Origin of the sequence: Chryseobacterium ginsenosidimutans (genome assembly GCF_039536845.1) — a bacterium.
Taxonomy (GTDB): domain Bacteria; phylum Bacteroidota; class Bacteroidia; order Flavobacteriales; family Weeksellaceae; genus Chryseobacterium; species Chryseobacterium ginsenosidimutans_B.
The window spans coordinates 711917-727015 of record NZ_BAAAZJ010000003.1 but is presented as its reverse complement, the minus strand read 5'-3'; the positions used below and the strand labels follow the sequence as shown (position 1 = coordinate 727015).

Genomic DNA, 15099 nt, shown 5'->3' with positions numbered 1-15099 from the left:
TTTTCGATTTTATCTTTTACGTCTGCTTCCTGTGAATTTTCTTGTAGGGTCTACGCGTAATTCGCTATTTACAATTCCTACTTTTCCTCTACACTCGCTAAGATCCCTCAAAGCAGCCTGTTCTTTGTAAGAAACCTGCACAATCTGGTTTTTTAAAGCCAGCATTGGCTCAATCTGTTTCATTAAAATAGAATAATGCTTAAAATTATCTGCACTGTCTTTTCCCATGATATTTTTTGCATCCCGAACATTATCCATGATATAATTCCTGAGGAAAATATCATTATCCACCTTGTTGATATCAAGCTGGTCCATCCTATACATGATACTGTCGACATGAGTTCTCAGTAAATCGCTTCTGGTAAGCAGTTCGCGGTAGTCATCCGCTTGTTTTTTGATTCCTTCTCTTTGTATATCATAACTTTTAAAAAAGAAAAAGACACAGATGAAAGAAACACCTGATAAAACAATAAATGATAGAACAAATTTCCAAATGCCTACCCTAACGTCTGTTTTGTTCAATTTTTTCTCCCTGTTCGAAGACATATGTTTGTGATTTTGGTCTGTGAAATTATAAAAAAATAATTTATGCACAAAATTTAAGAATTTTAAGAAAAAAATACTACACTTTTAATTAATTTAAGATTAATTTTCACTTTCACTATATTTTCCTAATTTAGTCACCTGAATTTTAATTATCCTACACCAAATCGATATTAAAGTGAGTAAAATACTAACTAATACTGTGCGATTTTCTATAGCAGACAGTGATTTTTATTTTAAAAAAATAATGATCAAGACGCTTACAGAAAACCCGTTTTATATGCTTCTTAATGACTGCAACAACGGCCACGAGCTGATCAGCAGAAATTACAGAAGACAGGAAGACGTGTTCATCGTAGAACTTTTCATGCCGGTATTAAGCGGTCTCGAGGCCATTAAATATATCCGAAAAAGCGATACGGAAACACCTATAATTACTTATTCCGGAACTTATCAGGAAGATATGGCAGAAATTCTTTCGAAAATCCCGAATATATTTTATTGTGAGAAAAAAAGCAATGTCATTAAAGATGTTATTAAGGGAAAAATAACTTCAGACAGTTTTGATTATGCTGCTTATACCAAAGAATGGGAGCAACAGCCTTTAGCTGTTCAGGATTATATGGACAGGCAAAAAAAGAGTCAGGAAGAGCTTTCTTCAACGGAAATCCAATTGATGAAATTCTGCTATGAAGGCTTCAGTAACAAGGAAATAGGAGAAAAACTGAACCTCAGTACAAGAACCATCGACACCTACATCAACCGCCTTACAGAAAAGCTCGGACTGAAGACAAAACTACATCTCATCCGCTTCTGTGTGGAGAACGGATACTACAATTCCAGCATGTAAAGGTGAGTTAATATTATTTTAATATAAAGTAAACATTAAATTTTCAACCTCTTATCGAAAAATATTTTATCACTAATTTGCTAATATTCAATTTTTTTAACTAAATTTGCACACCTAAAATTTAAAATTTAAAAAGGAAATGACAAAGGCAGAATTGGTAAACACCATCTCAAATAAGTTGGGAACCGAAAAGAATGAAACACAGAAAGTTGTAGAGGCTTTTATGCAAGAAATCAGGACTTCTATGTATAATGGAGATAACGTTTATCTAAGAGGTTTTGGATCTTTTATCATTAAAACAAGAGCAGCTAAAACGGGAAGAAACATTTCTAAGAACACTGCAATTGAAATCCCTGCTCATAACATTCCTGCTTTCAAGCCATCAAAATCTTTTGTGGAGAAAGTAAAAACGAAAGTTACAGTAAAATAAGACATTAACTGAATATTAACTAGTTATTAAAAAATTATAATTATGCCAAGCGGAAAGAAAAGAAAAAGACACAAGGTTGCAACTCACAAAAGAAAGAAAAGAAGAAGAGCAAACAGACATAAGAAAAAATAATCTCTTTTTTTGAGATTTATAATATACAATATAGTTGGTGATTTTAAGTTTTAAAAACTCACCGACTATATTTTGTTTTGCAACTATAGGATGTTTAAAGGAAAAGAAGAATTTATATTTTTATCAAAAAAAAGCTATTCATTCAATAGTAATTCTTATCTTAAGGAGAAATTTATTTGATGAAAAACACATCAGTTTCCTACCATCTTAACAATTTTATCTTACAACAAAATGAAGAAAGAACTAATAGTTTCGCATGAAGACGATCTTACAAAGATTGTACTGCTGGAAGACGGAAGACTATGTGAACTTCATGAGCAAGAGGACAAAAGCGATTTTATAGTTGGAGATCTGTTCGTCGGAAAAGTAAAAAAACTGGCCCCCAACCTGAATGCCGCATTCGTAAACATTGGATATGACAAGGATGCATTCCTTCATTATCAGGATTTGGGACCACAGTATCTTACATACAGAAAGTTTCTAAGAGATACGATTTCCAAAAAACAGAGCAATTCAAGCTTAAAAAATTTCGAAATACAACCCGAAATAGATAAAAACGGAACAGTAGACAAAGTAATCGTAAAAGATGATCTTGTTTTATTACAAATCACTAAAGAGCCGATCTCTACAAAAGGACCCAGAATTTCTACTCAGGTTTCTTTAACAGGACGTTTCTTGGTGTTAATACCTTTCGACAATAAAGTTTCAATTTCCAAAAAAGTGAAAAGCTATGAGGAAAAAGAAAGACTGAGAACATTGATCGAAAGTATTAAACCTGAAGGATTCGGAGTCATTATAAGAACCGTAGCCGAAGGTAAAAAAGTAGCCGACCTGCACAATGACATGAATCAGCTGATTCAGAAATGGGAAACTACTTTTAAAAATATACAGAAAAATAAAGTTCCGTCTAGAGTTTTAAGCGAAGATGATAAAGCTTCAGCTATTTTAAGAGACAATTTCAATCAGGATTTTGTGAGCATCACTTGCGATGACGAGCAAATGGTTGAAGAAATGAAAAACTATCTGGAAGTTATTGCTCCGGAGAGAAAAAATATTGTCCACTTTTATAATTCTCATATTCCTCTTCTGGAATATTACAATGTTGAAAAACAGCTCAAGCAAAGCTTTGGAAAACACGTCAATATTCCAAGCTCAAAAGGTGCCTATCTTGTTATAGAACATACAGAAGCACTACACGTAGTCGACGTAAACTCCGGAAATAATATCACAACCGGAAATGCTGTCAATAAAGAACACGCACTCAATGTGAACAAAATGGCAGCAACCGAGATCGCAAGACAATTGCGTCTCCGTGATATGGGTGGAATCATCGTGATCGACTTCATCGATATGACCAATCCTGAACACAGAAGAGATCTGTACGAACATCTGAAGGCAGAAATGAGCCGTGATAAAGCGCGCCACAAAATCCTTCCACCGAGCAAGTTTGGATTAATACAAATTACCAGACAAAGAAACCGCCCGGAAAAACAGATCGATACCAAAGAAGAAAACCCTAACAAGGATGGTGAGATCATCGCTCCGATTGTTATTGTAGAAAGAATGGAAGATGCCATTAAAAGTATTATGCAAAAAGAAAAAGGAAAACTTTACGTGCATGTACATCCTTTCGTGGAAGCTTACCTTACAAAAGGAATTAAAAGTATCCAGATGAAATGGTTTATGAAATACAAAAAATGGGTCACCATCATCCCAAGAGATTCTTTTAAGTACTTAGAATACAGAATCTACAATTCTAAAAAAGAAGAATTGGTTGGATATTCTAATTAATACAAAATTTTAAACCTCTAGTTTTTCTAGAGGTTTTTTTTATCTTTGTTGTTCATAAAAAAACAACAATGACAAAAAATTTATTTCTTATACTGCTTCTTGCAGTACAGACTGCTTTTGCGCAAATTCTATCATACGACAATTCTTTTGCTTCAAACGGGAAATACACTATTACAGGTTCTAATAATTATTATTGGAACAGAATTGTTCAAAATTCAGACAACAGCATTTATTTTACTTACGCAAAAGACAATCCTTCATTAGGAAGCCCCGAATGTGTCGTATCTAAACTTAATGCCAACGGAACAGTTGATACATCTTTCGGAAATAACGGAGAAACTATAATTAATAATTATTTCAGTGGTGTACAAAGTGAGCTAAAAAAACAAACAGACGGTAAAATTCTCGTTATGTGTTTTTATACTAATGGATCCGCAATTGTGAGATTACTTCCAAACGGACTACCTGATACAACATTTGGAATAAATGGAATTGCAAAAATTGATAACATCGGAACAGATTTCAACAGCGTAGGCTATGGTTTCTATCTTCAAAATGATAAAATAATAGTTTATGGACAAGCAACATCGGATCCCGGACCATACATTCATTATAAAAGCATTTACAGATTAAACAGCAACGGAAGTGTTGATACAACCTTCGGGAATAATGGATCTTTCAACACGCCTGGAAATTTTATATTCTTAGATAGCCAATCCAACATTATTAGCTTTATCAGTAATCACAACAATACCAACACATATACATACGGTGCTTTAGAAAAATATAACAATAACGGACAACCTTTTATCAGTTTCGGAAATAATGGTGTGTTAGCATTTACATCAAATCCGGGAGGTGTTGATTCTGCTTTCATGGATAGCAACAACAATATTGTATGTTCGAATATTAATAATGAAATCTTTAGAATAAAACCTAACGGAGATCACGATAATACTTTTGTGTTTGATAACAATTCTTTCCCTTTCAATCCTATGACATTATCGTCCATAATTACCGAAAAAAATGGGAATTATTATATTTCAGGATTAACCGGCTCGATGGGCGAAACATTCTTTATTTCTAAAATTACATCAACCGGAGCTATTGATTCTACCTTTAATCATTATTCTGAAACGACAGGAACACCAGATTTTATCGGTGAAATGATCATTAATAACAACAGCATTATTACTACAAAAGGCGTAAATAAGATTTTAAAATTCATGTTAAATAATTTGACATTATCTGTATCAAATGAAACAAAAACGAATATCTCATCTATTGAATTTGAAAATCCTATTAAGCAAAACTTAGTTTTCAGCACAAAAGAAAAAGTAATCAAAATAGAGATTTATTCTATCGACGGAAAGCTTCTAAAAACCGTACAAGAAAATAATTCAAATGTTTCTGAACTTCTGAAAGGAATTTATATTGCAAAAATAACTTTAGAAAATGGAAAATCTATAACAAAAAAGATTATAAAAAATTAGTAATAAAATATTCTAATATATTGAAATTGAAAATCTCCGTAAAAACACGGAGATTTTTTGTGCGATTAAGACTAAATTTAACAAATGAATATTAAACAAATTCAAACAGTTGGCTTTTTCATGCATATCATAAAAAAGATCTTTTTTGCATAACCCAATTTCAGGATTTCAAATCGGGTAAAACTTCACTGAGCAAGTACCTGAAAAATTAATTATTAAATAAAATGAGCAAAGAACATCACTACAAAACCATCATCAAATGGACGGGAAATAAAGGAACCGGAACCAGTAATTATCGCGATTACGAAAGAAGCCATACAATTTCCGTAGAAAACAAACCTGTTATTGAAGGTTCTTCTGATCCTGCTTTTCGTGGTGATAAAACGAAATATAATCCGGAAGAAATGTTTTTGTCTTCACTTTCTTCTTGCCATATGTTGTGGTATTTGCATTTTTGTTCGGAAGCAGGAATCATTGTGACAGATTATATTGATCATGCAACCGGAATCATGGAAGAAACATCAACCGGAAGTGGTCATTTCACTGAAGTTACATTAAATCCTACCGTTACCGTTTCAGAAATATCAATGATTGAAAAAGCAACGGAACTTCATCATAAAGCGAATGAATTTTGTTTCATCGCAAATTCTGTAAACTTCATTGTAAAACATATCCCAAAAGTGTTAGTTAAGTAAATATCATTTAACTGACAACACATTTATAACCCCGATAAATATTGACTTTTTCAAGCAATAATTCCATTTTTTTTCATCAAAACTCCACTCAAAGGGAATTATTTATCAAATCATCATTAAATTTTAAATTATTTTAATTATTTTTACATAAATAATGCTATTATTTTAATTATTTAATGCAAAAATTCAATTTTTTTTCATATTTTTACATAAATAAAACTAACCATGATGAGACCTAGATTAACCATCTTTGATGAGCCTCTATTGTATACAGAAGGCCTTTCAAAACTTCTCGACCAGAGTGGCATTTTTACTACAATTGATATTTGCAATTGCCCTGAAGCCCTTAAAATTCTTCTAAAAGATGATCCTCCGGAGTTTCTTATGATAAGTTCAAACATGTTGATCTTTACGGATCTTTACAAATCAATAGAAAATATTACTTCAGAAAATAAATCAATAAAAATCATCATTATCGGTAATGATTATGATATTATTGATATCCGAAAACTATTCAACAAAGGAATTAAAAGCTACTTAGACAAAAACAGCAGTTACGACGAATTTATAAAATCTATCCAGGCTTTACTTCTTAATGAGGTTTACATTTGTAATCACGCTAAAGACAGGATGATTAATTTCATCAGCCACGAACAGGAACACAGCAAAATCCATATCAAAGATCCGCTCACGAGACGTGAAATGGAAATCCTGAGACTTATCTGCGACGGACTCAGCAGCAAAGATATCTCAGAAAAACTGTTCATCAGCATCAACACGGTAGAGACACACAGAAAAAGAATTCTTTTAAAACTAAATGTAAAAAACTCAGTAGGAGTCGTAAAGTACGCCTTAGAAAATCATATCATAGACTGATATATAACCATCCTTAATTAGCTGAAAAAATTCCAAACTTACGGGTTTGGAATTTCTTTTAATATACCATGAAAAAATCAAAATCTGATTTTTAAAATTGAAATCTATGGTCAATTGTGAATCGTCAATAATAAAATTCACGATTCACTTGCCATGCAATTGACCATTTTTACAGATAAAATATCCTACTACTCATAATCCGGCATTTCCGCGTTATTGAAAAGAACAGCTCTAGTGAGATCCGTCATCGAGCTGTTCAGATCAACAACCATAACATTCCGCTGGGAGATGTTATCATTAGAAGTATTCATGAAAATTACCTGTGCATTATTCGGAGAAAATCTCGGATCCAGATCATTCGTTCCTAATACTTTTTCGCTTTCCAACGAAATATCATAGTTCATATTTGTTGTTAAATTATACACAAAAATATGGGAATCAAGCTGTCTGTAATTTCCGGAACCGTCCTGATAACCGGACATATCACGTGAATACACCAACATTTGCCCGTCAACGGAAAAATTCAGTCCGCCACTTGCTCCAAGAGCTCCGGTGAGAACCGTTTTCAGAACATTACCCATCATGTCTATGACATAGATTTTTGTATTATAGCCATTAAAATCATTTGTTTTTAAAGCAATCTTACTTCCATCATAACTCCAGTCACATTCTGAGATCATGCTTCCGTCGGGCGTTGTATAAACTAAGTTTAATCCGCTTCCGTCTTTATTAATTCTGTATAATTTATTAAAATTGGCATAAAGAATTTCCTGTCCGTTTGTACTCCATGAAAAATCGAGTTCATCATTTCTAAATCCTGCAACCGGAACCGTCGTGACCTTAAAAGGATTTGAACCATCAGGATTTGCGGTATAAATATGGTTACTTCCCCCTTCTGTTCTTAAAAAAGCTATCAATCCGGAATTATTATTTTTTCTCGGACGCCAACTGTTGTAAGAAGGATTGGTAAACTGAAAATTAGTCCCTGAGGCATCGCTGGAAATAATAACGAGGTTTCCGCTTTGCTTCTGAACATAATGATAACGGTTCGTAGGAACAGTATTCGTGGTAAATTTACTGATCGCACTGAGAACCGGAGAATGAATTCCATCCGAAACGGAAACCTGCCAGAAATAACTTACTCCGTAATTTAAATTTGATAAAGTATAATGGGTCGCCGTAAGATCATTAATCTGAATGATATTTGTGTTTACATTATTTTTTACGGTCAAATTATATTTTAAAACATCCGTTGTGTCGGGGTCAGTGGAACTCCATGTTAATTCTACACTTAAAGGCTGATTAACAGCGTTATCTACCGGACTTAATAATAAAGGTGCAGTCGGAGGGGAATTTAACGATTCATCATCATCCATTTCAAAAACCATAGTCACCGCCTGATTCTGGGTTTGAATATTGACAGCCTGATAATTGGTGACATAACCTGTGAGTTCTGCTTTTACAGAATAATTTCCGATTGGCATACCTGTGATCTCAAAAGAACCATCAGCTCCTGTAAAGACTGTCTGCGTGCTCGGTGAAGTAAAAATTTTCACATTGGCAATCGGCTGGTTCGTTCCTCTTTTTACTACTTTTCCTTTTAAGCTTCCCGTCTGAGCCTGATCTACAAGCTCTTCATTACAGGAAAACAAAAACATAGAAAAGATAATTATGCTGAGAATTTTTAGTAAAGTTTTCATAGTTCATGTTTTTTATTTGTTACCAATGTAAAAATTAAGACCTAGCGCGAATCGTAATGCCTGATCTTTTCTTTGACCATTTATAAGTCCTTCCCATTTGTCTTTAAAACCAAGATCATATTGAGAAGAAGCTCTAAGCCCCACATTTTTGGCAAATATATACTCGAAACCGCCACCAAACTGCCCTTTATATTGAGGTTTAATCTGTGAAAACATCGCTCCTGCCCCGCCGTAGATATACGGGCTGAATTTATATTTTGGGAAAAGAAGAAATTCAAGATTAACTTCAGGTCCGAAGAAAGTACGTTTAACGATATTCTGATTTTCCAAAGTAAAAACACTCGAATTAACCTCGAGGTTCAAACTCGGACTTATAAAATATTTAAAGCCTAATTTTCCGCCGATATTTGTTTTGGGATTTACATAATCATCTTTGATTCTTTGTGCTTCGACATTTCCGAAAACAGCAAAATTCTGTCTGTAATTACCCGGAAACTTATTCCCGATTGCTCTGTTGGTATTATCTTTCTGTTCTCTGTCGTATTCGTCAATTACAGTCTGATAACTTGTAGCATCATCTACAGATTTTCCCCAGATTTTATCTTTAATCCCTTCAACAATTAAAGATTTTACAGCTTTTTCAATGGCTTCTGTCACGGCAAGCTGTACCGGTTCGTTTTGAGTTAAACCAACTTCTGCTTCCAAAAGTCTTTCAGTATCAATATATCTGAAGAAACTTCCGTTAACACTTGTAGAAAGAATTGTTTTTGAGGTATAAACGGTTTTAAGAATTTCACCGTTCAAAGTGGAAACAGCGCGAAGATAGATTGTAATTCTATCCTGTCGGTACTGTGTAGAAGCACCGATCCCAAAATATCTGGCTCCCAAACCGCCGGTCATTATGTTACTATCATAAGAAATCACCCCTCCTTCCAGCAAAATCCCTGCATATAAAAGCGGTGGTAAAGCTTGGCTGTTCTTATCTGCATCTTTAAGATATTCCTGCCTTGTGGAGCGGATAATTTGTCTTTCGTTTAAAAGATTGGCAATATTTTCTCTTTCGATGGGAATGAACCATTTGCTGTCTTCTAAAGCTTTGATCAAAATGGTTGTGGTACCCTGCGGAACGGCTGTACTCCAGTTGTTTCCGTTTTCCGATGGTTTATACTGCCCTGTCTGATCCCTGAATTTGTAAACTCCGATTACAATTTTTTCTTTGGGTAAAGGCATACTTTTCAATTCTGTGGTGTAGACTGTGTTTTCGCCCAGAGTAGATCTTTCAGGATTGGAGGGCAACCCGAATAAAGAACTACAGGCCTGGAAAATACACAGAAGAACAGCACAGAAAAAAATTCTGGTGTAGGTTTTGGATCTCATGGTTAAAAAAATTAGTTTTTTGGTATTTCTTTATTTTGGAATAATAATCTCAGACTGATCGCCTGTACTGGTATCCAAAATATTAATCAACAGTCCTTGAGCGGTAGTGGTAATCTGTAAATACAGGGTACCGAAAAGATAATTTCCGGGCTGAATACTTCCGTCTCCGAACTGATCTTCAAACAACTTTCTGGACAATTCGCTCAAAACCTGACGGTTGAGACTTTGACTAAAACTATCGAGAGAATTTAAATTATCCAGTAAACTGTTATAATCCTTCTTATCATCAAACTGATTCTGAGCATTGGCAGAGCTCAAAAGCCACTGATAATTGAAGGTATCGCCACCAAAAGCCGGATTGACAGGCTTATAAACGAGCTGTTGGGATTTCCCGAAGAAAGTTCCCGCAATAATGGTGAAAATAAATATAAAAGTTTTCATGGCTAGCGTTTTTAGTATATGAATTCATTTTTAATTAAGTTTTTATTGATATTGAAGTCTTTGATATATTTTAAAGCAGCAACCAGCTGCTCCTTCAGATAATCTTCACTGGGATTTGTTATAAAACTGTAGACCACTTTATCATCAATTTCGATGTTGATCTGTCCGTTTGTTCCCCGGCCCGGAAGTTCCGAAACCGTAATAGCAGAATTACTTTTGTCCGGAATCTGACTGTATTGTATATAAAACAGATCGTAAAAATCTTTACCTACTTTGCTTTTTGTTTCATCTATTGTTAAGCCTTTTAATTCGAAAAAAACATCTTCCTCTACTTTGGCAACTTTCTTTTTAAACAAATCATTATTCAGTTCAAGGCTGTCTTTTGAGATTAATTTTTGGGTTTCTTCATCTTTTATATAGAGAAAAGCTTTTAAAGCATCTTTTTTTTCAAGATTAACATTAATCTCGGATAAAACCTTTACCTCATTAGGATTAAGTGAAAATTTACCGCTTTGCTGATTATTTGAGAGGTTTCCGCTGCTGCCTTTTTTAATAGAAATTAAAAGATAATTAAGCTCTTTGTAAATTGTTGTATTGTTTGTGACAACAGCTTTCAGTTTGATTTGATTTTCCAGAGTTGTGCTTTCTATTTTTGCTGTGACTTTCCTATCTTCCTGTCCGTAAACCGCAGCAGACAGGAAGATAAAAAAAGTACACAAAGTCAAAAAAGAAAAGTTTTTCATCACTTGATTTTTAATAGTTTCTCATGAAGATGGTTTTATTGTCTCCTTTTACATTCACCTGCAATCCGTCAGAAATACTGTTACTTCCTGTAATATCAATAATATTGTTATTTCCCTGGGTAGTAATTGCGGTTTTAGTTTCCGTATTAATAAAAGAATTAACAAAATAAAGCGAGTTGTAATCTCCCAATTGCTTCACCGCGATATCTGTTTTTGCATTAACGGAAAGCCCGGCATTGTTGCCATTACCCATTTGAATGATATTGGAATAGGAAACACCCTGATCAGGATTCTGAACGGCGATAATACTGAGAGCATTATTGCTGTTGATCTTGTCCCAATCAATCTGCTGCGATTTTACAGACATGAAAAGTAAAAGTGTAAAGACACTCCATCCCAAATTAAACATGGTATTAATTTTTTATTAAAGTTAGCAGAATAGAGACTTGCATAAAACACGTCTAATCGGTAATCATTAAATATCATGGTTTTCCGTTACTTTAAAATTTAATAGAAAAACGCAAAAGGGAGAGACCTCAGCCTCTCCCATACTTCAGATTACAGAAGTACTAATTTGATTGATTAACCATTAAAGAATTATTGTTTCCCATTTGAGTTCCTAAGTGGATGTGGTTGTCTCCGCTTTGACTTATTACAGCGATGTTTCCGTCACCAGTTTGAGAATCTAAAGCGATATTTCCATCTCCGATTTGTAATTGAACCAAAAGGTTTGCATCACCAACCTGAGTTCCCATAGCCATATTGTCATCTCCTATTTGGATAGCTGCAGCAATATTGTTGTCACCTAGCTGAACATTAGTTGCACTGTTGTCATCTCCTTGTTGATATTGTATCAAGAGATTTGCATCTCCAACCTGAATAGATGAAGCCTCATTTCTTCTTCCAAGTTGATATTGTGCAGCAACGTTATTATCACCCCACTGGAAAGATGAAGCTTCATTTCTTCTTCCAAGTTGATACTGATAAGCTGTATTTCCGCTACCCCATTGGATTGAAGATACTTCGTTTCTTCTTCCGATTTGAGTTTGCTCAGTAGAGTTTAGAAAACCAACTTGCCAAGTAGAAGCTACGTTTCTGTTTCCGGTTTGGCTTGTAACGTTAGAGTTACCTACACCTATTTGGTCTACATCAATAGAGTTTCTATTTCCGATACTTTCAGCATCGTTTGTGTTCAAGATACCGACCTGATCGATATCTGCTGTGTTTCTGTTTCCATCTTGTGTTAATTGATTTACGTTGAGAAGACCAGTTTGGTCAACAGTAGCAACGTTCATGTTTCCGTTTTGAGTACTCACGTCAATATTCCATTGTGCAAAAGTGAAACTCATGGCCATTAGTGTAAACACACCTGTAATGAAGTTTTTCATATTGTAAAAATTAATTGGTTAATAGTGAGACAAAGGTAGATTCTAAACCAATTGCGCGAACCACGAGAAACATGTAAATTTTTAAAATCACTAATTACAGTTCAAAATTGTCACCAATTTCAGTTTTTATGGTATAACTGGATTTGATTAGGGGAAAATACGGTAAGATATTGTTGGAAAAGTAAGTTTAGATAGAAAATAAAGACTTTAGCAATAAAATGTGACAGAGGATTATACTATTTTTGAATGGGTTATTGTTTTTGAAATTTTGCAGAATTATTTTAAGGGATTGAAAAGAAAACCACTATGAAATTGGAGGGTTAATTTGCAAGTTGTGAGCAATCAGGAGAGAGATATAAAAATTTAACATCTTCGTATGAATCCGAGAATTTTAATTTTTTATTCTTTAAAATTGATTTCATACATCTTGAAATTGGAACAGGTGATAAAAAAGTTATCTCATCTTTTTTGTTTAAAACAATATGCCAATTTTTAAAATCGTAATTGATTATTGTTTTCTTTTGATTGAAATTTTCATATTTGGTTTTTTTAAACATTTTCTCAATAGCTTTGCATTCATTATTGGGTAATATAAGTTTATATCCTTCAAACATATAAACATTTTTATACTGAGTTCTTTCCATAAATTCAGGTTCAAAAAAGGCAACATCAACTGAATATTGTTGTTCTTCCTCTTTCATTTGAGTATGAACAACTACTGCTAATATTTCTTTATTATTGTCAACCTTCCTTTTTTTAGAAACATATTCTATATACCCCTTTATAATATTATGCAAATCTTGTTTTCTAATATTACTTTTATTAAATGTAAAAAAGAAAATAAGGATGATTAAAATTATTTTTTTCATAGATCTAAATTAAATTATTTTTTCTTTCCTGTTATAGATTGCTTCGTTATAATTATATTTTACACACCCTCAATTTATTTCATTATTTTTTAACCCTGTATGATAGTATACATATGATAAATAACCACTGCAGTTTGCAGTGGTTATTTATCTAAGACACAAACAAGGAAGCTCATATCAACATGGGAGGCCAATAAGTACAAGTTTGTAATACTTTGTTATTTACCATATTTTTATTATTCCTTTCTGCTTTCCCATTCCTTCTATTTCAATTCTAATAGTATCTTTTAAGTATGGCTGCCTTAAATATCCCCATACTACATCGGAGCTATCTAATTTTTTTTTATCCTCTGGAAAAATATTCAACACAATAGAATCCTTTATATTCCTCTCATAACTTAAATTATAAGGATAGTGTGAAAAATTATCTATCCTTGTATCTTCCATAGAATGATAACCATATTTAAATCCTTTTTCAATATAAGGTTTAAAATAGAAGCCTTTCAAATTAGCAGAATCAACGATTTTATAATTCAATTCTTTTACAAAAACTTTTCTTTGTTTTGATTCTCCAATTGTTGTAGTACCACCCCTATATTTCCATTTTTGGTAACCATACCAACCAACAGATGAAGAAAAAACACCAAATGCATAATACAAAAATACACTAAGTATAATAATGCCTGTAAGAATAAAAACTACTTTTTTCATAACTACCGAGCTCTATTATTGTTATCCACCCCATCAGGAATAAGAGGACCGACTTCAAGCTTTCCTACTTTTCGAGTTTGTATTTCCTTATCAGCAGGAAGAAAAAATCTATTTAAATGATTGATTCCTCCTACTTTTTCTTTATTAAAATAATCCATAATATTATTGGGAGCTGGATCTCTAAATTTTGGAACATACCAGGCATTATTGGATCTTATATCTTTAAGTTCATTAAGAGCATCCAACATTACACAAGCACAAGATTGCCCAATTACTTTATATTTTTTTGCACTTGCAGCCTTAGCAGCAGCTGCTTTTATCTTAACATCCTCTTCTTTTGTTGTTTTGACAGTAACAAATTTATCATAATGGCGTTTTTCACTTGGAGCAGGATTAATTGTATTTACTTTTATCATTGCTTGCTTGGGGCTTAATCCTGTTCCTAAAAATGTCCCAATATCTGGATTTTAGAATCACCATATGGACTACTTCCTTCACCGGTTCCATTCATTGAATAATAATACCACCCATCCTTTTCATTTCCTACAATAATTGCTCCATGACCACCAACAGGAACCGCTTTGGAATCAGCAAGAAAGATTACATCTCTTCCATCAGGGTCAAATCCATTAATAGGATCATTTATAACATAAGCATAGTTACTATAACTGCTAAATTTTTCGCTTAGTTCGTCAACAACATCCCATCTTCCAATATCACTCATATACATCCTCGCCCCATAATCATACATTCCACTCTCCTGCAACTCCTTACTATTAAGTAACCTCACAAAATGCAAGATTTTTCTTATCTGCTGCACGAAAGTATTCGTACGAAATGAGGGTATCGAGGTTTCTTATTCTTAGGATAAAATTCCTGCTCCTTTTATTTTTAAAATAATATAAATAACAGTAATGAAATGTATTAAAAGTAATATCGCCAATATGATATAAATTATTACTTTGTATTTTTTATAGCTATAGCTATAAAATAATATCAGTATTATTTCATAAGTCAATAGAAAGTAAAAAATATTATGATTTTGACTTTTTACAAAAAA

The 15099-nt window shown here is 33.2% G+C and carries 17 protein-coding genes; 6 read left to right on the top strand and 11 right to left on the bottom strand.

Annotated features, from left to right (window positions below; all coding sequences use genetic code 11):
- Positions 1 to 9: 9 nt before the first annotated feature.
- The gene (tssO, locus tag ABD745_RS03415) at positions 10 to 546 is read right to left on the bottom strand and encodes a type VI secretion system TssO (protein ID WP_344825203.1); all 537 of its coding nucleotides are present in this window, start codon (positions 544 to 546) and stop codon (positions 10 to 12) included.
- 175 nt (positions 547 to 721) lie between these two features.
- Between tssO and ABD745_RS03410 the strand changes: the two genes are divergently transcribed.
- From ABD745_RS03410 to ABD745_RS03385, 6 genes are all read left to right on the top strand, one after another.
- Positions 722 to 1393, top strand: a complete 672-nt coding sequence (locus ABD745_RS03410; protein ID WP_344825199.1) for a LuxR C-terminal-related transcriptional regulator — start codon at positions 722 to 724, stop codon at positions 1391 to 1393.
- 139 nt (positions 1394 to 1532) lie between these two features.
- Complete coding sequence (locus tag ABD745_RS03405; RefSeq protein WP_027388329.1) at positions 1533 to 1823, top strand: HU family DNA-binding protein; 291 nt, start codon at positions 1533 to 1535, stop codon at positions 1821 to 1823.
- A 363-nt stretch (positions 1824 to 2186) separates the two neighbouring features.
- Entirely contained in the window at positions 2187 to 3746 is a 1560-nt protein-coding gene (locus tag ABD745_RS03400) for an Rne/Rng family ribonuclease (RefSeq protein WP_344825195.1), read from the top strand.
- A 68-nt stretch (positions 3747 to 3814) separates the two neighbouring features.
- The gene (locus ABD745_RS03395; RefSeq protein ID WP_344825192.1) at positions 3815 to 5239 is read left to right on the top strand and encodes a T9SS type A sorting domain-containing protein; all 1425 of its coding nucleotides are present in this window, start codon (positions 3815 to 3817) and stop codon (positions 5237 to 5239) included.
- A 224-nt stretch (positions 5240 to 5463) separates the two neighbouring features.
- Positions 5464 to 5934 (top strand): OsmC family protein, encoded by a 471-nt coding sequence (locus ABD745_RS03390; protein WP_344825190.1) that lies wholly within the window; start codon positions 5464 to 5466, stop codon positions 5932 to 5934.
- A gap of 225 nt (positions 5935 to 6159) precedes the next feature.
- Positions 6160 to 6810: a response regulator transcription factor gene (locus ABD745_RS03385; RefSeq protein ID WP_344825187.1), complete on the top strand. Its 651-nt coding sequence runs from the start codon at positions 6160 to 6162 to the stop codon at positions 6808 to 6810.
- A 188-nt stretch (positions 6811 to 6998) separates the two neighbouring features.
- Here the strand turns inward: ABD745_RS03385 and ABD745_RS03380 are convergent, their stop codons facing one another.
- From ABD745_RS03380 to ABD745_RS03335, 10 genes are all read right to left on the bottom strand, one after another.
- On the bottom strand, positions 6999 to 8510 hold the full coding sequence (locus ABD745_RS03380) for a carboxypeptidase-like regulatory domain-containing protein (RefSeq protein WP_344825182.1): 1512 nt from the start codon (positions 8508 to 8510) through the stop codon (positions 6999 to 7001).
- A 12-nt stretch (positions 8511 to 8522) separates the two neighbouring features.
- Positions 8523 to 9887 carry a CsgG/HfaB family protein gene (locus ABD745_RS03375; RefSeq protein ID WP_344825179.1) on the bottom strand — a complete coding sequence of 455 codons (1365 nt, stop codon included), beginning with the start codon at positions 9885 to 9887 and terminating at the stop codon, positions 8523 to 8525.
- A 30-nt stretch (positions 9888 to 9917) separates the two neighbouring features.
- The gene (locus tag ABD745_RS03370) at positions 9918 to 10328 is read right to left on the bottom strand and encodes a curli production assembly/transport component CsgF (RefSeq protein WP_344825176.1); all 411 of its coding nucleotides are present in this window, start codon (positions 10326 to 10328) and stop codon (positions 9918 to 9920) included.
- Positions 10329 to 10339: 11 nt separating this feature from the next.
- Positions 10340 to 11071, bottom strand: a complete 732-nt coding sequence (gene csgH, locus ABD745_RS03365) for a curli-like amyloid fiber formation chaperone CsgH (RefSeq protein WP_344825173.1) — start codon at positions 11069 to 11071, stop codon at positions 10340 to 10342.
- A 10-nt stretch (positions 11072 to 11081) separates the two neighbouring features.
- On the bottom strand, positions 11082 to 11480 hold the full coding sequence (locus ABD745_RS03360) for a hypothetical protein (RefSeq protein WP_344825170.1): 399 nt from the start codon (positions 11478 to 11480) through the stop codon (positions 11082 to 11084).
- Positions 11481 to 11640: 160 nt separating this feature from the next.
- Complete coding sequence (locus ABD745_RS03355; RefSeq protein WP_344825167.1) at positions 11641 to 12459, bottom strand: hypothetical protein; 819 nt, start codon at positions 12457 to 12459, stop codon at positions 11641 to 11643.
- A 320-nt stretch (positions 12460 to 12779) separates the two neighbouring features.
- Positions 12780 to 13328, bottom strand: coding sequence for a hypothetical protein (locus ABD745_RS03350; RefSeq protein ID WP_344825164.1), 549 nt, complete (start codon positions 13326 to 13328; stop codon positions 12780 to 12782).
- 222 nt (positions 13329 to 13550) lie between these two features.
- A complete protein-coding gene (locus ABD745_RS03345; RefSeq protein WP_344825161.1) occupies positions 13551 to 14039 on the bottom strand; it encodes a hypothetical protein in 489 nt (162 codons plus the stop codon).
- Positions 14040 to 14041: 2 nt separating this feature from the next.
- A complete protein-coding gene (locus tag ABD745_RS03340) occupies positions 14042 to 14455 on the bottom strand; it encodes a hypothetical protein (RefSeq protein WP_344825158.1) in 414 nt (137 codons plus the stop codon).
- 26 nt (positions 14456 to 14481) lie between these two features.
- Positions 14482 to 14859, bottom strand: coding sequence for an RHS repeat-associated core domain-containing protein (locus tag ABD745_RS03335; protein WP_344825155.1), 378 nt, complete (start codon positions 14857 to 14859; stop codon positions 14482 to 14484).
- Positions 14860 to 15099 lie beyond the last annotated feature (240 nt).